The following is a 23,880-nucleotide window of genomic DNA, read 5'->3' as shown; positions in this document are numbered from 1 at the left end:
CACGCCGCATCCGGCAGCCGTAAAAAATCCTCTACCGCAGTAACTAACGAGTAGCAAAAACGATGAGTCTGAACCTGGTAAGTGAACAATTGCTAACGGCGAACGGCCTGAAACATCAGGACTTGTTCGCGATCCTCGGTCAACTGGCCGAACGTCGCCTTGATTATGGCGATCTCTATTTTCAGTCGAGCTATCACGAATCCTGGGTTTTAGAAGATCGCATTATTAAAGATGGTTCTTACAACATCGATCAGGGCGTTGGTGTGCGTGCGATTAGCGGTGAAAAAACCGGTTTTGCTTATGCTGACCAAATCAACCTGCTGGCGCTGGAACAGAGCGCGCAAGCGGCGCGAACCATCGTCCGTGATAGTGGCGATGGCAAAGTACAGACACTGGGGGCGGTAGAGCATAGCCCGTTGTATACCTCGCTTGATCCGCTGCAAAGCATGAGCCGGGAAGAGAAGCTGGATATTCTGCGCCGTGTCGATAAAGTTGCCCGCGAAGCAGACAAACGCGTACAGGAAGTGACCGCCAGCCTGAGTGGCGTCTATGAATTAATTCTGGTTGCTGCGACTGACGGCACGCTGGCGGCGGATGTTCGCCCGCTGGTGCGTCTTTCCGTAAGTGTACTGGTTGAAGAAGACGGCAAACGCGAACGCGGCGCCAGCGGCGGCGGCGGTCGTTTTGGTTATGAGTTCTTCCTTGCCGATCTCGACGGTGAAGTCCGTGCGGATGCATGGGCGAAAGAAGCGGTACGTATGGCGCTGGTCAATCTTTCAGCCGTTGCAGCGCCAGCGGGCACCATGCCAGTGGTTCTTGGCGCAGGTTGGCCGGGCGTGCTGTTGCATGAAGCGGTGGGTCATGGTCTGGAAGGCGACTTTAACCGCCGTGGTACTTCGGTCTTCAGTGGACAGGTCGGTGAACTGGTGGCTTCTGAACTGTGTACAGTGGTGGATGACGGTACGATAGTCGATCGCCGTGGCTCGGTAGCGATTGATGATGAAGGTACGCCGGGTCAGTATAACGTGCTGATTGAGAACGGGATCCTCAAAGGCTACATGCAGGATAAACTCAACGCGCGCTTAATGGGGATGACGCCCACTGGTAATGGTCGCCGTGAATCTTACGCTCACTTACCCATGCCGCGCATGACCAACACCTATATGCTGCCGGGTAAATCGACGCCGCAGGAAATTATTGAATCCGTTGAGTATGGCATCTATGCGCCGAATTTCGGTGGCGGTCAGGTAGATATTACTTCCGGTAAATTTGTCTTCTCCACGTCAGAAGCTTATCTGATTGAAAACGGCAAAGTGACGAAGCCCGTGAAAGGCGCAACGCTGATTGGTTCCGGTATCGAAACCATGCAGCAGATTTCGATGGTGGGTAATGACCTGAAACTGGATAACGGCGTAGGTGTCTGCGGTAAAGAAGGGCAAAGCCTGCCGGTTGGCGTGGGCCAGCCGACGCTTAAAGTCGATAACCTGACTGTTGGCGGCACAGCGTAATTGACTTTTTGACGTAATATCACGTCGGTCATTAAAGGCTATTCAGTACAGGCTTCAGTGGCGGTAATCCGATTATCACTGAAGCCTTTTTCATGATAATAACAAGTTAATCCTGCAATAAATTAGTCATCAAAACTGAACTAAACCGATGGCCTCCCACCATATTGGGCCAACCAGGGCGAAAATTACGGTGAAGATCACACTGAACAACAGGCCAAGAAGCCAGAATGGTTTCAGAGGAATATAGCCTGAATCGAAAAAGATAGGTGCAGAACCATTACCGTAATGGGTTAAACCGCTCATGAAATTACCCGCATATCCTAAACCAAGAGCCGCCAGCATAGGCGGTGTGCCAAGCACGAGCAGTAGCGGCAAGAACGCAGGGGCCATTGCGGCTGTGTGCGCAGTGGAACTGGCAAAGAAGTAATGCGCATACATATAACTTAATATAACCAGCACGAATGCAGCCTGCCATCCAAGACCGTTAAGTGATGTGGACAGATGTTCTGTGAGCCAGGGAATGAATCCGAGCGAATTAAGATACTTGGCCATCATCACCAACGCGGAAAACCATATTAGTGTATTCCATGCCCCTTTTTCTGCAGCGAGATCCGCCTAGGTTAATACTCTGGTAAGTAACATTACAACCAGCCCTGCCATTGCAGCGATTGTCGCATCGACATGGAACAGTTTCGCACCGACAGTCCAGAGAAAAATCAGCCCTAAAAACACACCAAGCATGATGTATTCTTCTCTTTTTACCGGGCCAAGCTCATGGAGTTTTCCTTTGGCTATTGTTACGGCTTCAGGGCTTTTTTTCACTTCCGGGGGCCAGACCAGCATCAATACCAGCGGTAGAATTGCCAGACAAACGATACCGGGGACGATCGCCCCAAGGAACCAGGTCCCCCAATCCAGATGGATGCCGTTGTCTATCGCTACATTGGCGACGATAGGATTAAAAGCGGCAGCCGTCAGGAACATTGCGGACACCACCAGATTTCCCTGAAAAGCGTTTGCCATAATAAACGAGCCCAGACGCCTTTCGGTGCCCATGGCAGGATCGCTGTTATATGCCAGAGAGATCGACTGTTGTAATGGAAAGAGGATCCCGCCAAGTCGCGCAGTGTTAGAGGGGACGACGGGAGCGATAACAAGATTGGTTAGCGATGTGGCATAAGCGAGGCCAAGCGTGGTTTTTCCAACTTTGCTCATAAATAGATAGGCAATACGCTGCCCCAGACCCGTTTTACTGAAAGCGCGTGAAATAAAGAATGCGGTGACAATAAGCCAAATTGAGGTATCACCGAAGGAACTCAAGGCTTCTTTTGCCTTAAGCGTACCGGTTAGACCACATAAGACTATCCCGGTAAGCGCCACAACTACCATGGGATAAGGCTTGATGATGAATCCCAGTATAGTTGAGATAAAAATTGCGAATAATTGCCAGGCCTGATGGCTCAACCCCTGTGGTGCGGGGGAGAAAAAGAGAATGAGGAAGAGTGCGGCCCAGACGATGCGTTGCCAGTTGGCTGCGAGAAAGTTTTTTTTCGTCTGTGCGACGACAGGCGCAACGGTTTGCATGATATTTTTTCCTTACTGACGCCGTCTGAAGCCCTGAAGGCTTCAGACCATTGGCGAGCAGAATCTTTTATTTTTACAGTAGATTGCCGTTATCTCTGCATGAACAGGGCTGTTGCTTGTTGGCAAGAATGCTTGCTGCTCTGTTGGGGTTAAAGACACCGCACATGCAGATGCTGCCTAATTTTTTTGCTGCTTCTTCCGCTGTTATTTTTCCCTGTTCCACATCATGTTGCAGTGCTTGTACATATTTTGCGGGTATACGCTGGTGACCACACATAGTGGTAACGGAAAGGGTTTTAGCGTCGGTAAGACGAGATGTGTTGCCAAATACACCAAGCGACATATTGGCATAACAAGGGGTTACACCGGCTTCTTTGCAGATATGGCGTAGTTCGGTAATGACACCAGAGAGAAGGATGGACTGATTCAGCTCTTTCTTTTTCAGGATTTGCAAAAATTTTACTGCGGCCCGTGGGTTGGAAAATACGCCACGCAGTCGTGAGTTCTGCAACAATTTTTCTTTAATCTCTGCAGCCGGCATAGTGAGAATGGTGCCAATTTTGGTATCGCCCCAGTTTGCGACATCGCCACTGTCCTCTACTGCTTTGAGGAGGTGTCTGGCAGTTTCGGGAAAATTATCGTCGTTCACTCCTTTGGTAGAGTAAGCCAGCCAACATATTTCTTCACTTTGGGATTCGGGAGTACCGGATCTGTATAACGTATGTGTCATTTTATTTTTCCTGGAATGTAATAGGTTATGGTTAATTGAAACGCTGCATCACAAAGTGGAGTTTTTTGATAAATCGGGTGAAAACGGTTTTCCCAGCCCGACGTTAATTTTTGAACGTACAGGACGAGGAATTCCCTGTTCATCAAGGCAGCGCAGTACCTCTTCGTTTTCAATATTTTCATTCACAGCAAAAATTAAACCTGGGCAGAGCACGGTATCTATTTGCGTTGAAACATCTTTCAGTGCCTGAAGTACGCCTGGGAGTTTGCTTTTATGGAAACAACCTTCAGTGAGAAGACTATGCATATGAATATCAAGACAATCTGGGCGAAATTTACCTGTTGTGCGGTCGGGAATAATTGTGGAGAGCGGAAAATCGCCTTCGGCAAACTCCATACCAGCAGCCATCAATGCCATAATGATTTTTTCTGCGTCACGCAAATACAAGCCAACGCCAGGTCGGCCCATATCAAGGCATATACTGAGGTGATCGGGTTTGAGAGTGGGTTTGACATCAAGCGTTTTTATTTCTTTCCCACCACGCCCCGCGTTGCCGCCAGTGACTTTCGAGCCTCTGGGATCGCCAAAGGTTTGCTGAAAAATTTGCAGGTCAGTCAGGTTAGTCGTGGGATGGATGGCGCTGAAAGGGCAGCAGCCTTCGCAGCATCCACACAGCGTACACTGTTTTGAATCTATGCTGCATTTGCCATCATAATACTCGATTGCATCATCAGGGCAGAAAAGTAAACAAACTTTACAACCCGTACAGGATGTTTGATCAATATAACTCATAATATTTTACCATATCCTTTATCTTATTATGGAAGAGGGTTAGACGGTCATAGAGATCAAAGCATTCTTCGTGCCAGAATATAAAAAACGTACAATACAGAAGTGGATGTTTGATAATTCATGATTTTATTCAGTGAGTTGCCTCTGTATTTTTACTGATCTTGTTTTTTGGACTTTAAATAAAAATGTTTCATGAAACATAAAAACATCTAATTAATTGGTTTGTTTGTTTCAATCGGGGGAATTGTTTCAAAACATAAAGCTATACGGATAGTAGTCGTTCTAATAACAAGGAGTGCATTCAATGAGTAATATTACACTGATCGCCGCAGACAGGACTTTATTCTCTCTGGTACACAAATTAAGTATGCAACTATTCCCTGAAATTATCGTTGTGCGAGGGATTCTGGGAGAAGGTGTGGCTGTCGCTGCAAATCAGATACGGCAAGGCGCAGAGATCCTCATTAGCCGCGGAGCCACGTCGAAGGCAATTCGGGAAGCATTTCCGTCATTTATCCATGTCACTATTCAACGTTCGGCCTTTGATTACATTTCTGCACTTAATCTTGCTCAAAGCATTGGTAGCCCCATCGCCGCCATAGCGCTTCCTCATCTGGTCGAGGGGCTAACTGCAACCGCCCGGGTTTTGAATCTACATCTCCGTCTTTATTCTATTTTTAAGGAGGAAGAAGTTGAACCCATCATATTACGAGCCGTTCATGAAGGGGCTGCCGTGGTCGTGGGGAGCTCATCAACGGGTATTGCTGCGGCGCGCTTAAAGGTTCCACACGTTGTTGTGCAAAGTGGGGAAGAAAGTATTATCGCCGCCATGACGGAAGCACAGCGTATTTATGAAATGATACGCATGAGCAGGAGTAAAAGTTCGCTTCTCCATGCCGCAGTAAATGCCGCGGATAATGCCATTGTTGCGTTAGACCGATTAGGTAGAGTTGTTGAGTTCAATTTTATGGCTGAACACATCATGGGGATTAATGTTAGCGATGCACTTAGCAAACCATGTTCCACGCTGTGGCCGACATTTGATTTTGATATGGCAATAAGAAGCGAATTACCCCTGTTACCCTTTTCGTCGGATGAAACAGAAAATGTGATTGGACAGGCAAGGCCGGTAAAGCTCGATGAAGAGGTTGTCGGTGTGGTAGTGAACTTCCAGCGTCAGAATTGTCAGTCTGTTCTGACTTCAAATAATAAAAAACATACCGGAACTGGACATATTGCACGTGCGAATTTCAGAGATATCCATGGTTCAAGCTCCACTATTCAGCGAACCATTGCGCTGGCGAAGCAGTATGCTAAAACGGATGGCACAGTGTTTATTGTGGGTGAAACCGGAACCGGAAAGGAACTGTTTGCTCAAAGTATTCATAACAGCAGCACTCGGGCTACAAAGGCTTTTGTGGCGGTAAATTGCTCTGCGCTTCCCGGAACGCTACTGGAGAGTGAATTATTTGGGTATGTTCCGGGTGCGTTCACGGGGGCCAGTAATAAAGGAAAACCAGGATTATTCGAGCAGGCGGATGGCGGCACCATTTTTCTGGATGAGATTACGGAGATTGAGCCACATATCCAGACAAAATTATTACGAGTACTACAGGAAAAACAGGTAATGCGTCTTGGCAGCGATACGGTTACCCCTTTTGACGTGCGTGTTATTGCTGCCAGTAACGAGAATATCCCCCGACAACTTGAGTTGGGTAAGTTTCGTTCAGACCTCTATTACAGACTCAATGTCCTGATGCTTCACTTGCCGCCATTACGCGAAAGACAAGAAGATATTCCTCTTTTGTGTCGCTATTTTCTTCGCCGGTATCTCCCCAAAATAACACCGATACCCGGTTTTACTTCTGGTGCGATGCGGGAACTTTGTGAGTGGTCGTGGCAAGGAAATATCAGGGAGATGCAGAATATAATGACCCGGGTTGCGACTACGGTAAGAGGGAAACTGATAGACAGGGAAACCATTAAATATTTGCTTGAAGGGTCGGTACCACCAGAGAACGACTGCGATTTTTCACAAGAGAAAGAAGAAATTATCAGAAAAGCGCTTGTCGAAGCCGGAGGCAAAAAAGGGAAAGCAGCCGCCAGTATTGGTATGAGTCGTACCACTTTCTGGCGGAAAACACGAAAAACAGAACGTTAAATCTGAATTTATACAGCCATTTTGGGGGCTGGTGGCAAACCGACCTGTTGTTACGCTCCGAATGCCTGTTATTGCTGGCATCGTATCTTAAGTTGAGTATTTGCTGAAAAGCACAATGACGATTCAGATTGTTGACAACGTGTGTTTTGTTTATATCGGATGTGTCGACCTGAGAAATCGTATAAATTCAATATATTGCAGTCGCTATGTAGATTTGATAAGCATAGCGCACCAGGCTATTTTACGTTTGTCATTAGCCTCTGATTATTTCTCTTTCCCGCGTCCGTGCATTTCCTGAAATAGCTTTCCGACCTCAACAAAATAATCAGTCAGTGAATTGATCACGACTTGCACCTTCAACGGCAGTTTATCTTTTTCTGTATACAGCGCATAAACCGGACGTGGATCTGACTGATAACGTGGCAACAGGATCTCAAGATCCCCGTGATTGATCTCATTGATCACCCACATCAGCGGTACATAGGCGATTCCTGCCCCCGCGGTTAACCAGCGCACCAGCGTCATCGGATCATTAGTCACAAATCGCCCTTGTGGGATCAGTCGAGTCGAGATCCCTTCTGGTGCGATCAACTCAAATTCATTGTCCGGGCGCACGCTGTATTCAAGCCATGAATGACTACTTAAATCGGCGGGTTTTTCCGGCACGCCATACTGCGAAAGATAGTTTTTGGCGGCGCATACCACCATTGGCATCGCCCCCAGACGACGGGAAAACAAGCTGGAATCCTGCAATGCGCCGACGCGGATCACCACATCCAGACCATCGGCAATCAGATCAGGTGCAGGAATACCTGTGACCAGATTCACGCTTAAACCGGGATATTCTTTCAGCATCTTTGCCGTCAAGCCAGCGAGAACATTTTGTGCCATGGTTGAAGAACAGCCGATGCGCAGCGTCCCGATGGGGGTGTTGTTAAAAGCATACAGTTACTCATGAACGTCCTGCACTTCATGGAGCATTCGACGGCAGCCTTGATAGTAAATTCTTCCCGCCTCGGTCAGGCCAATGCTGCGCGTACTGCGATTTAGTAGCTTAACCTGCAGCTCGTCTTCCAGTTTAGACACCGTCTGACTGATGGACGAAACGCTCATCTGTAGCTGTCTGGCGGCGGCGGTAAAAGAGCCAAATTCAACCACTTTGGCAAAAACCGACATGCGTTTTAGTCGTTCCATTATTCACTCTAACTTAAAAGTGATTTAGATCACATAATATAGATAACAGCATAACAGTTACGCTAATATATTAAATATCAATCAACGGCAATGTTGCTCTCGCTCGGCTTTCCATGCCCTTCTCTGCGGCGACAGATGCTGAAAATAATAACACCTGCTCTCTCTATACAACCAAGGTCAACATGAGTCTGTTTCCCGTTATCGTGGTGTTTGGGCTGTCATTCCCACCGATATTTTTCGAATTGCTTTTATCACTGGCGATTTTCTGGCTGGTGCGCCGGGTACTTGTGCCAACAGGTATTTATGATTTTGTCTGGCACCCGGCGCTGTTCAACACTGCGCTCTATTGCTGCTTGTTTTATTTGATATCGCGACTGTTCGTTTGAGGTTGAAGTGAAAACACTAATAAGAAAATTCTCCCGTACGACCATCACGGTCGTATTAGTCATCCTGGCTTTCATCGCAATTTTTCGCGCCTGGGTCTATTACACTGAATCTCCGTGGACGCGTGACGCGCGCTTTAGCGCCGATGTGGTGGCGATCGCGCCGGATGTCTCTGGACTCATTACCCAGGTGAATGTTCATGATAACCAACTGGTAAAAAAAGGACAGGTACTGTTCACCATCGACCAGCCGCGCTATCAAAAGGCGCTTGAGGAAGCGCAAGCTGACGTTGCTTATTATCAGGTGTTAGCACAGGAGAAACGTCAGGAAGCTGGACGTCGTAACCGTCTGGGCATACAGGCAATGTCTCGCGAAGAGATAGACCAGGCGAATAACGTGCTGCAAACGGTTCTGCATCAGTTAGCGAAAGCCCAGGCGACCCGCGATCTGGCAAAACTGGATCTTGAACGTACGGTGATCCGCGCGCCAGCAGATGGCTGGGTAACGAACCTCAACGTCTATACCGGTGAATTTATTACGCGCGGATCAACGGCGGTTGCGCTGGTGAAACAGAATTCCTTCTATGTGCTGGCCTATATGGAAGAAACCAAACTGGAGGGCGTACATCCAGGTTATCGCGCTGAGATCACGCCGCTTGGCAGCAACAAGGTACTGAAAGGTACGGTCGATAGCGTTGCTGCCGGGGTGACCAACGCCAGCAGTACGCGTGATGATAAGGGCATGGCGACCATTGATTCCAACCTTGAATGGGTACGTCTGGCGCAACGCGTTCCGGTACGTATCCGCCTCGATAACCAGCAAGACAATATCTGGCCTGCGGGAACGACTGCCACCGTGGTTGTTACTGGTAAACAGGATCGCGACGAAAGTCAGGATTCGTTTTTCCGTAAAATGGCCCACCGCCTGCGTGAGTTTGGTTAATCACGATGGGCATTTTCTCTATCGCTAACCAGCACATTCGCTTTGCGGTTAAACTGGCGACCGCTATCGTACTGGCGTTGTTTGTTGGTTTTCACTTTCAGCTCGAAACGCCACGCTGGGCGGTGCTGACGGCGGCGATTGTTGCTGCAGGCCCGGCCTTCGCAGCTGGCGGTGAACCTTATTCTGGCGCTATTCGTTATCGCGGCTTTTTGCGAATTATCGGCACTTTTATTGGCTGTATTGCTGGACTAGTGATCATTATTGCGATGATCCGCGCGCCATTGTTGATGATCCTGGTGTGCTGTATCTGGGCCGGGTTTTGTACGTGGATCTCCTCGCTGGTTCGGGTTGAAAACTCCTACGCGTGGGGGCTTGCCGGTTATACGGCGTTGATCATTGTGATCACCATTCAACCGGAACCGCTGCTGGCCCCGCAGTTTGCCGTTGAACGTTGCAGCGAAATTGTCATTGGCATTGTGTGTGCCATTGTGGCGGATTTACTCTTTTCTCCACGCTCGATCAAGCAAGAAGTGGATCGCGAACTGGAAAGTTTGCTGGTCGCGCAATATCAACTAATGCAGTTGTGCATCAAACATGGCGATGGCGAGGTTGTTGATAAAGCCTGGGGGGATCTGGTCCGTCGGACCACAGCTCTGCAAGGGATGCGTAGCAACCTGAATATGGAGTCCTCCCGCTGGGCACGCGCCAATCGACGCTTAAAAGCGATCAATACACTGTCGCTTACGCTGATCACTCAGTCCTGTGAAACTTATCTTATTCAGAATACGCGCCCTGAACTGATTACCGATACTTTCCGTGAATTTTTTGACACGCCAGTAGAAACCGCGCAGGACGTTCACAGGCAGCTTAAACGCCTAAGGCGGGTGATTGCCTGGACCGGGGAGCGCGAAACGCCCATCACCATTTATAGCTGGGTAGCGGCGGCAACTCGTTATCAGTTACTTAAGCGTGGTGTCGTCAGCAATACAAAAATTAACGCTACCGAAGAAGAGATTCTGCAAGGTGAGCCAGAAGTGAAGGTTGAGTCTGCTGAACGCCATCATGCGATGGTCAATTTCTGGCGCACCACGCTTTCCTGTGTTCTGGGAACGTTGTTCTGGCTGTGGACTGGCTGGACTTCCGGCAGCGGCGCAATGGTGATGATAGCAGTGGTCACCTCGTTGGCGATGCGTTTACCGAATCCGCGTATGGTGGCGATCGACTTTATCTACGGGACGCTGGCGGCGCTGCCGTTGGGATTACTCTACTTTTTGGTGATCATTCCCAATACGCAACAAAGTATGTTGCTGTTGTGCTTAAGTCTGGCAGTGCTGGGATTTTTTCTCGGCATTGAAGTGCAGAAGCGGCGACTGGGATCGATGGGGGCGTTGGCCAGCACCATAAATATTATCGTGCTGGATAACCCGATGACCTTCCAGTTTAGTCAATTCCTCGACAGTGCATTAGGGCAAATCGTCGGCTGTGTGTTGGCGTTTATTGTTATTCTGCTGGTACGGGATAAATCGCGCGATCGGACTGGACGTGTATTGCTTAATCAGTTTGTCTCTGCGGCTGTTTCCGCGATGACCACCAACGTTGTGCGGCGCAAAGAGAACCATCTTCCGGCGCTTTATCAACAGTTGTTTTTGCTGATGAATAAATTCCCCGGCGATTTGCCGAAATTTCGTCTGGCATTAACGATGATTATCGCTCACCAGCGACTGCGCGATGCGCCGGTGCCGATAAATGAAGACTTATCGGCATTTCATCGGCAAATGAGACGGACTGCGGACCACGTTATTGCAGCTCGCAGTGATGACAAACGCCGTCGTTACTTTAGCCAGTTGCTGGAGGAACTGGATATTTACCAGGAAAAGCTACGCATCTGGCAGGCGCCGCCGCAGGTCACAGAATCGGTGCATCGGCTGGCGGGCATGCTGCATAAATACCAGCACGCGCTAACCGATAATTAAGCCAAAAGGTGTTGGTTGATATTGCAGACAGACTCCAGATTGCCTGATGCGCTACGCTTATCAGGCCTGCAAGGGAATTGCATTATATTGAATTTGCACATCCTGGTAGGCCGGATAAGGCGTTCACGCCGCATCCGGCATGAACAAAGCGCACGTTGTCAGCACTCTGAAACCGACGCCAAAAGGTGTCGGTTGATATTGCAGACAGACTCCAGATTGCCTGATGCGCTACGCTTATCAGGCCTACAAGGGAATTGCATTATATTGAATTTGCACACCCTGGTAGGCCGGATAAGGCGTTCACGCCGCATCCGGCATGAACAAAGCACACGTTGTCAGCACTCTGAAGCCGACGCTAAAAGGTGTCGGTTGATATTGCAGACATACTGTAAATTGCCTGATGCGCTACGCTTATCAGGCCTACAAGGGAATTGCATTATATTGAATTGGCACACCCCGGTAGGCCGGATTAAGGCGTTCACGCCGCATCCGGCATGAACAAAGCGCACGTTGTCAGCACTCTGAAGCCGACGCTAAAAGGTGTCGGTTGATATTGCAGACATACTGCAAATTGCCTGATGCGCTACGTTTATCAGGCCTGCAAGGGAATTGCATTATATTGAATTGGCACGCCCCGGTAGGCCGGATAAGGCATTCACGCCGCATCCGGCATGAACAAAGCGCAACTTTGTCAGCACTCTGAAACCGACGCCAAAAGCGTCGGTTTTTTCATGTCTATACTTAGCGATGATCGGCTGAACTGGCCGCGAAACGTGACGGTGGTAACAGATGAATATCTATACCTTTGATTTTGATGAGATCGAGAGTCAGGAAGATTTCTATCGCGACTTTAATCAAACCTTTGGTCTGGCGAAAGAACAAGTTAGCGATCTCGACTCACTGTGGGATGTATTAATGAATGATGTCCTGCCGTTACCACTGGAGATCGAATTTGTTCATCTGGGGGAGAAAACGCGTCGGCGTTTTGGGGCGTTAATATTGCTGTTTGATGAGGCGGAAGAAGAGCTGGAAGGGCATTTGCGTTTTAATGTTCGCCATTAGCGTAAAAAAAGCCCCCGAACCGGGGGCAATATCGTCGGACAGACGGTTGGGGGTTACTTGTACAATTCTGCCGTAGCGTGCCAGGTATCACCGCTGCGAGCTTCAGTAATCTGGTAGGCCGTTGCACCTTTCTCTTCTGCTTTTTTGTTCAGCATCTCACGCATATCCATTGGAGAGGACGCTACACCGCTGACGGATACAGTACCGATTGGTTCACGATTCTGTGCCTGGGCAGCATCAATGGAGTCGGCAGCGAATGCGCCGAAAGAGAGAACAGAAAGTACACTTAATGCAGTAACAGCGGTTTTGATTTTCACCTCGACATAATCTTTTAGCTGGGCCTTTGTTTCGTGACCCATATCACAAAATCAAGTATACACTAATTATTGCTCTAATTAATACCACACTAACTGTTTCAGTTGATACTAAATGTTAAAAATATTGATTTTTATAACAGAAAAGAATTAAAAAACGAGCGGCATAAAATAAATGTTAATTATTTCAATGGTATATGGATTTTTGCAAAATGTGCGTTATCGATATTAAGTATTCACTATGTGAATAATATGTCGCGATAAAACGCACTATTCGTTAAATGAATCGCAGGGAGATGCGGAAGGCGGTTAAGAGGGAACGGCGGGATTTTCCCGCCGCCAATAGCGACGGGATAGAGATTAAAGCTCCTGGTCGAACAGCTCTAAAATCGCTTCGTACAGGTCTTTGACGCTGAAACCGTTCGCAGGGGTGGTAAAGATGGTGTCATCACCAGCAATGGTGCCGAGAATACCTTCTGCTTTACCCAGTGAGTCCAGCAGACGTGCAATCAACTGTGCCGCGCCCGGACTGGTGTGAATCACAACGACAGCATCGTTGTAGTCGATATCCAGCACCAGATTTTTCAGCGGGCTGGAAGTGGTCGGTACGCCTAATTCTGCAGGCAGGCAGTAAACCATTTCCATTTTTGCGTTGCGGGTGCGTACAGCACCAAACTTCGTCAACATCCGCGAGACTTTGGACTGGTTAATATTGTCAAAACCCTGCTCCTGTAATGCGGCGACAATTTCGCCCTGGGAGCTAAATTTCTCTTCTTTAAGTAACGCTTTAAACGCTTTAACTAATTCTTCTTGCTTAGCCGAGCTTCGCATAAGTCACCCGATATGGTGGTTGATACAACATTATTGTGCATACAGATGAATTTTTATGCAAACAGTCTGCCCTGGAGAGGGCTGAAATAATGTTATGAAAGAGCGGAATTTTATCAAATTTCGTTATTGAGAAACATGCCTGTGTCACGGTGTGTAAATTTCGCTTAAAAGTAAACTTATTGTTATCAAATTGATATTGTTTTGGCTAAACGGTAGGGTATATTGTTACCACCTGTTGGAATGTTGCTCTAATGCATAAGAGGCTGTTAATTACGTAAATTAGCTTCCTGATTACGTCAATTAAATGCATAAACGCTAAACTTGCGTGACTACACATTCTTGAGAAGTGGTCATTGTAAACGACGAATTTGTGGATTAAGGTCGCGGCAGCGGAGCAACATATCTTAGTTTATCAATATAATAAGGAGTTTAGGATGAAAGTCGCAGTCCTCGGCGCTGCTGGCGGTATTGGCCAGGCGCTTGCATTACTGTTAAAAACCCAACTGCCTTCAGGTTCAGAACTCTCCCTGTATGATATCGCTCCAGTGACTCCCGGTGTGGCTGTCGACCTGAGTCATATCCCTACTGCTGTGAAAATAAAAGGTTTTTCTGGTGAAGATGCTACTCCAGCGCTGGAAGGCGCAGATGTAGTACTGATTTCTGCGGGTGTAGCGCGTAAACCGGGTATGGATCGTTCCGACCTGTTTAACGTTAACGCCGGTATTGTGAAGAATCTGGTTCAGCAAGTTGCGAAAACTTGCCCGAAAGCGTGCATTGGCATTATCACTAACCCGGTTAACACCACTGTGGCTATCGCTGCGGAAGTGCTGAAAAAAGCCGGTGTTTATGACAAAAACAAGCTGTTTGGCGTTACTACGCTGGATATTATTCGTTCCAACACCTTTGTCGCGGAACTGAAAGGTAAACAACCGGGTGATGTAGAAGTGCCTGTTATTGGCGGTCACTCTGGCGTTACTATTCTGCCGCTGCTGTCACAGGTTCCTGGCGTCAGTTTTACCGAGCAGGAAGTCGCAGATCTGACCAAACGTATCCAGAACGCGGGCACGGAAGTGGTTGAAGCAAAAGCCGGTGGCGGGTCTGCAACCCTGTCGATGGGTCAGGCCGCAGCCCGTTTTGGTCTGTCTCTGGTTCGCGCATTGCAGGGCGAAAAAGGCGTTGTTGAATGTGCTTATGTTGAAGGCGACGGTCAGTACGCACGTTTCTTCTCTCAGCCGCTGTTGCTGGGTAAAAATGGCGTGGAAGAGCGTAAATCTATCGGCACCCTGAGCGCATTTGAACAGAACGCGCTGGAAGGTATGCTGGATACGCTGAAGAAAGATATCGCGTTAGGCGAAGAGTTCGTTAATAAGTAATGAATTAACGAATAACAAAAAACCGGAGCACAGACTCCGGTTTTTTTGCTTTTAACGCCGGTATTAATTCGTCGCTGGATATTCCTGAATAGTAACCTGCAACGTTAACTGTTTATCGTCACGCATCACCACGACTGGAATCACTGAGCCGGGGCGAATTTCTGCAACCTGATCCATTGTCTCCAGAGCCGAGATGGCGGGTTTGTTATCCACCGAGATAATCAGATCATTAACCTGAATACCTGCATTTGTCGCCGGGCCATCAGGCGACACTTCGTTAACCACGATCCCTTGCAGTTGATCCATGCCGCCATTCTGCGCATGTAATGGAGCGATCTCGCGCCCACCAATGCCAATGTAGCCACGGATCACTCGTCCATCACGGATCAGTTTATCCATAATTTTGGTCGCTAACTGGAAGGGGATGGCAAAACCGATCCCTTCCGGCGTTTCACCATCGTTACTCTTATCAAATGACAGCGTGTTAATACCCATCAGTTCGCCTAGCGAGTTAACCAGCGCACCGCCGGAGTTACCGTGGTTTATAGAGGCATCGGTTTGCAGAAAGTTTTGTCGCCCGGTCGGGTTCAGGCCGATTCGCCCGGTGGCACTGATAATCCCTTGGGTAATGGTCTGCCCGAGGTTGTACGGGTTACCGATCGCCAGCACCACATCGCCAATGTGCGGTACGCGGCGTGGATTGATCGGAATCGTTGGTAAACCGCCAGTGGCGTTAATTTTCAACACTGCCAAATCGGTCAGAGAGTCCGAGCCAACCAGCAATGCTTCGAAAACCCGACCATCCTGCAAGGCGACAATGATCTGATCGGCGTCGTTGATAACGTGTTTATTGGTGATGATGTAACCGCGTTGATCCATGATTACGCCGGATCCCAATGTGCGGATCTCAAGCTGGTTGTGCGAAGTTGTGTTCAAACCGCGGTTGTAAACGTTAACCACCGCTGGCGCAGCGCGGCGAACCGCCAGATTATAACTGGCAGGCGTCTCATCGGTACTGTCGAATTGCGGTACGGAAAGCGGATTAATGTTGCGTAGCGAAGGCATCGCCACCAGCAAAATAGCGCCGACAATTAATCCGATCGCAACGGAACGTAAGAGCTTCACAAACATGATGGAGGCATCGTTAAAAAAGGGAACGGCAGCAGCATATCACGAGTCAACTGGACATCACACATTAGCCTGATGCCCGGTTTACGACATTAACGCATCAGCAGGTAGATGCTTTCATTGCCACGTATGATTTGCAAGGCGATTATGGCCGGTTTTGCCGCCAGTACTTTGCGCATTTCAGCAATTGAGTTAACTCGATCGCGGTTGACGCCAATGATCATATCGTCTTTTTGTAAACCAGCCTGAGCCGCAGGACTACCTTTGACGACTTCATCGATCTTAATTCCTTTTCCGCCATCTTTTAGCTGACCATCGCTCAGGGTCGCACCTTCCAGCGCTGGTGTGATCATCTCGGCGCTGGCCGACGAAGAAGTGCTGGTATCGAGCGTCACTTCCACTTCCAGCGGCTTGCCGTTACGCAGCAGGCCGAGTTTCACTTTCGTACCTGGTTCGGTAGTTGCGATGCGGGAGCGCAATTCAGCAAAACTGTTAAGTGGTTTGCCATTGAGGCTGGTAATAATATCGCCCGCTTTGATGCCCGCTTTCGCCGAGCCGGAACCCGGCAGCACTTCGCTGACAAACGCGCCACGCTGTACATCAAGGTTGAAGGCTTTGGCGATATCGGCACTCATCTCCGTGCCTTTGATGCCTAACAGACCGCGTTTGATCTCACCAAAGTCGATAAGTTGTTGCGCCAGAGTTCGCGCCATATTACTGGGGATGGCAAAACCAATCCCCACACTGCCGCCGCCGGGGGCAAGGATTGCGGTGTTGATGCCGATTAATTCACCGTTAAGGTTTAATAGCGCACCACCGGAGTTACCGCGGTTAATGGAGGCATCAGTTTGAATAAAGTTTTCCAGGCCTTCGAGATTCAGCCCACTGCGACCTAATGCAGATATAATCCCGGAGGTGGCGGTTTGCCCGAGGCCAAACGGGTTACCGACTGCAACAGCAAAATCGCCAACGCGCAGTTTGTCAGAGTCAGCAATAGCGATTTGCGTTAATTTGCCTGGATTCTGGATTTGTAGCAGGGCGATATCGCTCTGGTCATCGCCGCCAATCAGCTTTGCATCGAACTCTCGCCCATCATTGAGCTGAATACTGATTTTCTGTGCCTGATTAATTACGTGATTATTGGTCAGCACATAACCTTTATTGGCATTGATGATGACGCCGGAGCCTAAACCTTCGAAAGGTTGTGCCGGTTGCTCCGGTAAATCATCACCGAAAAATTTTTTGAATTCTTCCGGGATTTTCTGATCCTGACTGGCTGTCCCCTCAACCCGAACGCTCACCACTGCGGGAAGCACTTTCTCCAGCATCGGGGCCAGGCTGGGCAGTGGAGGCTGGCCGGCAACCTGACCGGGAATCGACGCGACGGCCTGAAATGGCGCCGAGAGAGTTAACCCGACACTTAACGCTAACGCACTCAACAGCTGGGTTTGTTTTTTCATTATTCCTGCTCTCGTACCTGAATGATAAGAAAAGAGATTCAAAACAGTTTGATGTTATTGAATTTTCAGACGGCTAACAATGAGACGCCAAATTAAATGATAGTCGGGGAGGGAGATAAGAGGAGGGCGCAACGACTGCGCCCGAAAAATAAATTAGTCGCGCTTTGCACCAGTACGCAGCAGGCCGGATGCGCCTTCAGAATAGTCACGCGGCATTTGAACCGGCGCTTGATCGTTGCTGGCTTCGGACTCGGCCAGACGATTACGGAACGGGTTGGCTTCCGCAGACAGTTCTGGCAGCAGGCTGCTGGAGCTTTTCGCCATGTGTTGATACAACTGGCGATAGTCGTGCGCCATGGTATCCAGTAATTCCGCGCTGCGGGCAAAGTGGTTAACCAGCTCTTCGCGATACTCGTCCAGTTCAGCTTTATTCTTTTCCAGTTCGTACTGCAACGCCTGTTGCTGGCGTAGTTTACGATTACCAAAACGCATGGACACAGCACCAATAATGATGCCGACGACTAACCCAATTAGCGCATATTCCCAGGTCATGAACATCTCCCGTTGTCTTTTGTTTCCGTAGGGTGTTGGCTTCAGGCTCCATGCCTGCGGCTGATTATGCCACTATAACCGTTAATTCCACAGAAGTGGAATCCCGACAGCATATCGCGTAGTGTAGAACGGCCTTTTTTTCGTCAACCGTGAACAACGGCACACCGATTATTCAAGGAATAACAATAAGATCATGCAAAGCCCTACCCCAACATCGCAATACCTGAAGGCCCTCAGTGAGGGCAACCATCAACCCGATGACGTACAAAAAGAGGCCGTCAGCCGGCTGGAGATTATCTACCAGGAATTAATCAGCAGCACGCCGCCAGTTGCGAGGACGGGTGGATTAATGGCGCGAGTCGGTAAATTGTGGGGTAAACGCGAAGAGGTAAGCAGTACACCGGTGCGTGGCTTATATATGTGGGGCGGGGTGGGACGCGGGAAAACCTGGCTGATGGACCTTTTCTATCAAAGCCTGCCGGGTGAGCGGAAACAACGCCTGCATTTTCACCGTTTTATGTTACGCGTGCATGAAGAACTGACCGCATTACAGGGGCAGACCGACCCGCTGGAAATTATTGCCGATCGCTTTAAAGCAGAAACTGACGTGCTCTGTTTTGATGAGTTTTTCGTTTCTGATATTACCGACGCCATGCTACTGGGCGGCCTGATGAAAGCCCTGTTCGCTCGCGGAATAACGTTGGTCGCAACGTCAAATATTCCGCCGGATGAGCTTTATCGCAATGGCCTGCAACGTGCGCGTTTTTTGCCTGCAATCGATGCTATTAAACAGCATTGTGATGTCATGAACGTGGACGCCGGTGTTGATTATCGACTGCGTACACTCACTCAGGCGCATCTGTGGCTTTCTCCGCTCAATGATGAAACGCGCGAACAGATGGATAAACTGTGGCTGGCGCTGGCGGGGGCAAAGCGAGAAAAATCCCCATTGCTGGAAATCAATCATCGACCGCTGGCGACAATGGGCGTTGAGAATCAGACGCTGGCTGTGTCATTTGCTACGCTATGCGTCGACGCCCGTAGCCAACATGACTATATTGCGCTTTCACGCCTGTTTCATACCGTGATGTTGTTTGATGTACCGGTCATGACGTCGCTTATGGAAAGTGAAGCCCGGCGTTTTATTGCGTTGGTGGATGAGTTTTACGAACGCCACGTCAAGCTGGTGGTGAGCGCGGCAGTGCCTTTATATGAGATTTACAGAGGCGAGCGGTTAAAATTTGAGTTCCAGCGTTGCCTGTCGCGTTTACAAGAAATGCAAAGCGAAGAGTATTTGAAGCGCGAGCATTTGGCGGGGTAAAACCTGCCACAAATCACAAAAAGGGGTCGATCTTTGACCCTGACTTCTCTATAATCCTGCGACCCCACGTTACAAGAAAGTTTTTTTCCCAGAACTTTTTGTGTGCTGGCATAGGCTATTCGAAGGGGTAGGTTTGCCGGACTTTGTCGTGTGAACCTCAACAATTGAAGACGTTTGGGTGTTCACCAACGTGTAACTATTTATTGGGTAAGCTTTTAATGAAAACTTTTACAGCTAAACCAGAAACCGTAAAACGCGACTGGTATGTTGTTGACGCGACCGGTAAAACTCTGGGCCGTCTGGCTACTGAACTGGCTCGTCGCCTGCGCGGTAAGCACAAAGCGGAATACACTCCGCACGTAGATACCGGTGATTACATCATCGTTCTGAACGCTGACAAAGTTGCTGTAACTGGCAACAAGCGTACTGATAAAGTGTACTATCACCACACCGGCCACATCGGTGGTATCAAACAAGCGACCTTTGAAGAGATGATTGCCCGCCGTCCTGAGCGTGTGATTGAAATCGCGGTTAAAGGCATGCTGCCAAAAGGCCCACTGGGTCGTGCTATGTTCCGTAAACTGAAAGTTTACGCGGGTAACGAGCATAACCACGCGGCACAGCAACCGCAAGTTCTTGACATCTAATCGGGATTATAGGCAATGGCTGAAAATCAATACTACGGCACTGGTCGCCGCAAAAGTTCCGCAGCTCGCGTTTTCATCAAACCGGGCAACGGTAAAATCGTCATCAACCAACGTTCTCTGGAACAGTACTTCGGTCGTGAAACTGCCCGCATGGTAGTTCGTCAGCCGCTGGAACTGGTCGACATGGTTGAGAAACTGGACCTGTACATCACCGTTAAAGGTGGTGGTATCTCTGGTCAGGCTGGTGCGATCCGTCACGGTATCACCCGCGCTCTGATGGAATACGACGAGTCCCTGCGTTCTGAACTGCGTAAAGCTGGCTTCGTTACTCGTGACGCTCGTCAGGTTGAACGTAAGAAAGTCGGTCTGCGTAAAGCACGCCGTCGTCCGCAGTTCTCCAAACGTTAATTGCTTTCTGCTCTGACAGAATACAATTTGCGAAAAAACCCGCTTCGGCGGGTTTTTTTATGGCTAAAACCTGAATCCACATCAAAACAGCAAACGTGTTTTTTGCTGCCGTCTGACAGGCAGGTAAAACAAAAACAACATCGTTGATAAGGGATTAAGTCAACTATTTCAGACTAAAGCGCATCTCTTTTTCCCCATTTCCGACATCGACTCACCACAAAGGTCGTAAAATCTGGTAAACTATCATCCAATTTTCTGCCCAAATGTCGGGTATTGCTCATTTTTTGTTTGATTTTCGAACAATGAGAGTAGTTCTACATTGGGTAACTCAACTTCTGACTGGCCACCCGGTGGCTGGTAGCAGTAAAAATTCTGACTATACCTGGAGGTTTTCATGGCTGTCGCTGCCAACAAACGTTCGGTAATGACGCTGTTTTCCGGTCCTACTGACATCTATAGCCATCAGGTCCGCATCGTGCTGGCTGAAAAGGGTGTAAGTTTCGAGATCGAACACGTGGAAAAGGACAATCCGCCTCAGGATCTGATTGACCTCAACCCGAATCAGAGCGTTCCGACCCTGGTGGATCGTGAGCTGACCCTGTGGGAATCTCGCATCATTATGGAATATCTGGATGAGCGTTTCCCGCATCCGCCGTTGATGCCTGTTTACCCGGTAGCTCGTGGTGAAAGCCGTCTGTATATGCACCGCATCGAAAAAGACTGGTACACGTTGATGAACACCATCATCAACGGGTCAGCCTCTGAAGCGGATGCCGCACGTAAGCAACTGCGCGAAGAACTGTTGGCCATTGCGCCAGTCTTCGGTCAGAAGCCGTACTTCCTGAGCGATGAGTTCAGCCTGGTCGATTGCTACCTTGCCCCGCTGCTGTGGCGTTTACCGCAACTGGGCATCGAGTTCAGCGGCCCGGGGGCGAAAGAGCTGAAAGGCTATATGACCCGTGTCTTTGAGCGCGACTCTTTCCTTGCTTCCTTGACTGAAGCAGAACGTGAAATGCGTCTGGGCCGGAGTTAATTTGCATGGATTTGTCACAGCTAACACCACGTCGTCCCTATCTGCTGCGTGCATTCTATGAGTGGTTGCTGGATAACCAGCTCACGCCGCATCTGGTGGTGGATGTGACGCTCCCTGGCGTGCAGGTTCCTATGGAATATGCGCGCGATGGGCAAATCGTACTCAACATTGCGCCGCGTGCGGTAGGGAATCTGGAACTGGCGAATGACGAAGTGCGTTTTAACGCGCGCTTTGGCGGTATTCCTCGTCAGGTTGCTGTGCCGCTGGCTGCCGTGTTGGCAATTTATGCCCGGGAAAATGGCGCAGGCACGATGTTTGAGCCTGAAGCCGCCTACGAAGAAGATGCCAGCATCATGAATGATGAAGGGGCATCAGCAGACAATGAAACCGTTATGTCGGTCATTGATGGTGACAAGCCAGATCACGATGATGACCATCATCCTGATGATGAACCGCCACCGCCGCCACGAGGTGGTCGTCCGGCATTACGCGTCGTGAAGTAAAATAAAAACAGGCCCATGCGGCCTGTTTTGCTATCTGTCATCTTTTCGCCTGATTTTGATACTGTGTTACGATAACTTCGTTATTATTCGCTAACGCATTTTCCAGAATGAGCCCTATGAACGCATTTGATCCGCAAGCAGAAGATTCTCCGGCTACTATCGGTCGCAACTTACGTCGTCGTCCGCTGGCGCGTAAAAAACTCTCCGAAATGGTGGAAGAAGAGCTGGAGCAAATGATCCGTCGTCGTGAGTTTGGCGAAGGGGAGCAACTGCCGTCTGAACGCGAACTCATGGCGTTCTTTAATGTCGGGCGTCCTTCGGTACGTGAAGCGCTGGCGGCGTTAAAGCGCAAAGGCCTGGTACAAATCAATAACGGTGAGCGCGCTCGCGTCTCACGTCCTTCTGCGGATACCATCATTGGTGAGCTGTCCGGTATGGCGAAAGATTTCCTTTCTCATCCTGGCGGGATCGCCCATTTCGAACAGTTACGTTTGTTCTTTGAATCCAGCCTGGTGCGTTATGCGGCGGAACATGCCACCGATGAGCAAATTGATCGGTTGGCAAAGGCGCTGGAAATCAACAGTCAGTCGCTGGATAATAACACCGCGTTTATTCGTTCAGACGTTGATTTTCATCGTGTGCTGGCGGAAATCCCGGGTAATCCGATCTTTATGGCAATTCACGTTGCCCTGCTCGACTGGTTGATTGCCGCGCGTCCGACGGTGACCGATCAGGCACTGCACGAGCATAACAACGTTAGCTATCAACAGCATATTGCGATCGTTGACGCGATCCGCCGTCACGATCCCGATGAAGCCGATCGCGCGTTGCAATCGCATCTCAACAGCGTTTCTGCCACCTGGCACGCCTTCGGCCAGGCGACCAACAAAAAGAAATAATGCCACTTTAGTGAAGCAGATCGCATTATAAGCTTTCTGTATGGAGTGTTGCTAATTTAATCTGGTACAACAGGTATAAAGGTATATCGTTTTATCAGACAAGCATCACTTCAGAGGTATTTATGGCAACGAATTTACGTGGCGTAATGGCCGCACTCCTGACTCCTTTTGACCAACAACAGGCACTGGATAAAGCGAGTCTGCGTCGCCTGGTTCAGTTCAATATTCAGCAGGGCATCGACGGTTTATATGTGGGTGGTTCGACCGGCGAAGCCTTTGTACAAAGTCTTTCCGAGCGTGAACAGGTACTGGAAATCGTCGCCGAAGAGGCGAAAGGCAAGATTAAACTCATTGCCCACGTAGGTTGCGTCAGCACCGCCGAAAGCCAACAGCTTGCGGCATCTGCCAAACGTTATGGTTTCGATGCCGTCTCCGCCGTCACGCCGTTCTACTATCCTTTCAGCTTCGAAGAACACTGCGATCACTATCGGGCAATTATTGATTCGGCGGATGGTTTGCCGATGGTGGTGTACAACATTCCTGCTCTGAGCGGGGTAAAACTGACTCTGGATCAGATCAACACACTGGTTACGCTGCCAGGTGTCGGTGCCCTGAAACAGACTTCTGGCGATCTCTATCAAATGGAACAGATCCGTCGCGAACATCCAGATCTGGTGCTCTATAACGGTTACGACGAAATCTTCGCCTCTGGTCTGCTGGCGGGCGCTGATGGTGGTATCGGCAGTACCTACAACATCATGGGCTGGCGTTATCAGGGTATCGTGAAGGCGCTGAAAGAAGGCGATATCCAGACCGCGCAGAAGCTGCAAACCGAATGTAATAAAGTCATTGATTTATTGATTAAAACTGGCGTATTCCGCGGCTTGAAAACCGTTCTGCATTATATGGATGTGGTGTCTGTGCCGTTGTGCCGCAAACCGTTTGGTCCGGTAGATGAAAAATATCTACCAGAACTGAAAGCGCTGGCTCAGCAGTTGATGCAAGAGCGCGGGTGAGTTCTTTTCCCTCACCCGCCCCCTACCGGGTGAGGGGAAAGAAACGCATCTGTACCCTACAACGT

At 49.2% G+C, this 23,880-nt stretch carries 21 protein-coding genes and 2 pseudogenes; 14 read left to right on the top strand and 9 right to left on the bottom strand.

From position 1 onward, the window contains the following. Positions 1 to 62 precede the first annotated feature (62 nt). Positions 63 to 1,508 (top strand): metalloprotease TldD, encoded by a 1,446-nt coding sequence (gene tldD / locus EA14781_RS00610; RefSeq protein WP_000055946.1) that lies wholly within the window; start codon positions 63 to 65, stop codon positions 1,506 to 1,508. A gap of 129 nt (positions 1,509 to 1,637) precedes the next feature. On the opposite strand, the pseudogene EA14781_RS00605 reads toward tldD, so the two are convergent. The 3 genes and pseudogenes from EA14781_RS00605 to EA14781_RS26230 form a co-directional block, all read right to left on the bottom strand. Continuing rightward, positions 1,638 to 3,092, bottom strand: a pseudogene (locus EA14781_RS00605) (anion permease). 73 nt (positions 3,093 to 3,165) lie between these two features. Continuing rightward, positions 3,166 to 3,822 carry a hypothetical protein gene (locus tag EA14781_RS00600; RefSeq protein ID WP_000149911.1) on the bottom strand — a complete coding sequence of 219 codons (657 nt, stop codon included), beginning with the start codon at positions 3,820 to 3,822 and terminating at the stop codon, positions 3,166 to 3,168. A 48-nt stretch (positions 3,823 to 3,870) separates the two neighbouring features. Continuing rightward, a complete protein-coding gene (locus EA14781_RS26230) occupies positions 3,871 to 4,614 on the bottom strand; it encodes a ferredoxin family protein (RefSeq protein ID WP_000120342.1) in 744 nt (247 codons plus the stop codon). A 304-nt stretch (positions 4,615 to 4,918) separates the two neighbouring features. Between EA14781_RS26230 and EA14781_RS00590 the strand changes: the two genes are divergently transcribed. Continuing rightward, on the top strand, positions 4,919 to 6,775 hold the full coding sequence (locus EA14781_RS00590) for a sigma-54-dependent Fis family transcriptional regulator (RefSeq protein ID WP_000065814.1): 1,857 nt from the start codon (positions 4,919 to 4,921) through the stop codon (positions 6,773 to 6,775). Positions 6,776 to 7,039: 264 nt separating this feature from the next. Here EA14781_RS00590 and aaeR read toward each other — a convergent pair. Then, positions 7,040 to 7,969: pseudogene (gene aaeR, locus EA14781_RS00585) on the bottom strand (HTH-type transcriptional activator AaeR). Between the two features lie 182 nt (positions 7,970 to 8,151). Between aaeR and aaeX the strand changes: the two are divergent. The 4 genes from aaeX (at position 8,152) to EA14781_RS00565 (ending at position 12,330) form a co-directional block, all read left to right on the top strand. Continuing rightward, entirely contained in the window at positions 8,152 to 8,355 is a 204-nt protein-coding gene (aaeX, locus tag EA14781_RS00580; protein ID WP_000051841.1) for a p-hydroxybenzoic acid efflux pump operon protein AaeX, read from the top strand. A 7-nt stretch (positions 8,356 to 8,362) separates the two neighbouring features. Then, positions 8,363 to 9,295 carry a p-hydroxybenzoic acid efflux pump subunit AaeA gene (gene aaeA / locus EA14781_RS00575; RefSeq protein WP_000854040.1) on the top strand — a complete coding sequence of 311 codons (933 nt, stop codon included), beginning with the start codon at positions 8,363 to 8,365 and terminating at the stop codon, positions 9,293 to 9,295. A gap of 5 nt (positions 9,296 to 9,300) precedes the next feature. Beyond that, the gene (gene aaeB, locus EA14781_RS00570; RefSeq protein WP_000510986.1) at positions 9,301 to 11,268 is read left to right on the top strand and encodes a p-hydroxybenzoic acid efflux pump subunit AaeB; all 1,968 of its coding nucleotides are present in this window, start codon (positions 9,301 to 9,303) and stop codon (positions 11,266 to 11,268) included. A 789-nt stretch (positions 11,269 to 12,057) separates the two neighbouring features. Then, the gene (locus EA14781_RS00565) at positions 12,058 to 12,330 is read left to right on the top strand and encodes a barstar family protein (protein WP_001029003.1); all 273 of its coding nucleotides are present in this window, start codon (positions 12,058 to 12,060) and stop codon (positions 12,328 to 12,330) included. 53 nt (positions 12,331 to 12,383) lie between these two features. On the opposite strand, the gene yhcN is transcribed toward EA14781_RS00565, so the two are convergent. Further along, positions 12,384 to 12,647, bottom strand: coding sequence for a peroxide/acid stress response protein YhcN (gene yhcN, locus EA14781_RS00560; protein WP_024164698.1), 264 nt, complete (start codon positions 12,645 to 12,647; stop codon positions 12,384 to 12,386). A 357-nt stretch (positions 12,648 to 13,004) separates the two neighbouring features. Continuing rightward, the gene (gene argR / locus EA14781_RS00555) at positions 13,005 to 13,475 is read right to left on the bottom strand and encodes a transcriptional regulator ArgR (RefSeq protein WP_001257845.1); all 471 of its coding nucleotides are present in this window, start codon (positions 13,473 to 13,475) and stop codon (positions 13,005 to 13,007) included. Positions 13,476 to 13,909: 434 nt separating this feature from the next. Between argR and mdh the strand changes: the two genes are divergently transcribed. Further along, positions 13,910 to 14,848, top strand: coding sequence for a malate dehydrogenase (mdh, locus tag EA14781_RS00550; protein WP_001517183.1), 939 nt, complete (start codon positions 13,910 to 13,912; stop codon positions 14,846 to 14,848). Positions 14,849 to 14,911: 63 nt separating this feature from the next. On the opposite strand, the gene degS is transcribed toward mdh, so the two are convergent. The 3 genes from degS to zapG all read right to left on the bottom strand — a co-directional run bounded on the left by degS (position 14,912) and on the right by zapG (position 17,988). After that, positions 14,912 to 15,979, bottom strand: coding sequence for an outer membrane-stress sensor serine endopeptidase DegS (degS, locus tag EA14781_RS00545; RefSeq protein ID WP_000497714.1), 1,068 nt, complete (start codon positions 15,977 to 15,979; stop codon positions 14,912 to 14,914). Between the two features lie 89 nt (positions 15,980 to 16,068). Next, a complete protein-coding gene (gene degQ / locus EA14781_RS00540) occupies positions 16,069 to 17,436 on the bottom strand; it encodes a serine endoprotease DegQ (RefSeq protein WP_002460944.1) in 1,368 nt (455 codons plus the stop codon). Positions 17,437 to 17,589: 153 nt separating this feature from the next. Then, entirely contained in the window at positions 17,590 to 17,988 is a 399-nt protein-coding gene (gene zapG, locus EA14781_RS00535) for a Z-ring associated protein ZapG (protein WP_002460946.1), read from the bottom strand. 193 nt (positions 17,989 to 18,181) lie between these two features. Between zapG and zapE the strand changes: the two genes are divergently transcribed. The 7 genes from zapE (at position 18,182) to nanA (ending at position 23,815) form a co-directional block, all read left to right on the top strand. Continuing rightward, a complete protein-coding gene (zapE, locus tag EA14781_RS00530; protein ID WP_001191765.1) occupies positions 18,182 to 19,309 on the top strand; it encodes a cell division protein ZapE in 1,128 nt (375 codons plus the stop codon). A 218-nt stretch (positions 19,310 to 19,527) separates the two neighbouring features. Further along, the gene (gene rplM / locus EA14781_RS00525; RefSeq protein WP_000847559.1) at positions 19,528 to 19,956 is read left to right on the top strand and encodes a 50S ribosomal protein L13; all 429 of its coding nucleotides are present in this window, start codon (positions 19,528 to 19,530) and stop codon (positions 19,954 to 19,956) included. A gap of 15 nt (positions 19,957 to 19,971) precedes the next feature. Then, positions 19,972 to 20,364 carry a 30S ribosomal protein S9 gene (gene rpsI / locus EA14781_RS00520; RefSeq protein ID WP_000829818.1) on the top strand — a complete coding sequence of 131 codons (393 nt, stop codon included), beginning with the start codon at positions 19,972 to 19,974 and terminating at the stop codon, positions 20,362 to 20,364. Positions 20,365 to 20,758: 394 nt separating this feature from the next. Continuing rightward, a complete protein-coding gene (sspA, locus tag EA14781_RS00515; protein WP_000257293.1) occupies positions 20,759 to 21,397 on the top strand; it encodes a stringent starvation protein SspA in 639 nt (212 codons plus the stop codon). A gap of 5 nt (positions 21,398 to 21,402) precedes the next feature. Then, positions 21,403 to 21,900 (top strand): ClpXP protease specificity-enhancing factor, encoded by a 498-nt coding sequence (gene sspB, locus EA14781_RS00510; RefSeq protein WP_000366122.1) that lies wholly within the window; start codon positions 21,403 to 21,405, stop codon positions 21,898 to 21,900. Between the two features lie 107 nt (positions 21,901 to 22,007). Continuing rightward, positions 22,008 to 22,799, top strand: coding sequence for a transcriptional regulator NanR (gene nanR, locus EA14781_RS00505; RefSeq protein WP_000074794.1), 792 nt, complete (start codon positions 22,008 to 22,010; stop codon positions 22,797 to 22,799). Between the two features lie 122 nt (positions 22,800 to 22,921). Beyond that, a complete protein-coding gene (gene nanA, locus EA14781_RS00500) occupies positions 22,922 to 23,815 on the top strand; it encodes an N-acetylneuraminate lyase (RefSeq protein ID WP_000224714.1) in 894 nt (297 codons plus the stop codon). Positions 23,816 to 23,880 lie beyond the last annotated feature (65 nt).

It is taken from the genome of Escherichia albertii NBRC 107761 = DSM 17582 (genome assembly GCF_000759775.1).
Lineage (GTDB): Bacteria > Pseudomonadota > Gammaproteobacteria > Enterobacterales > Enterobacteriaceae > Escherichia > Escherichia albertii.
This window is presented reverse-complemented; position numbering and strand designations above follow the sequence as displayed.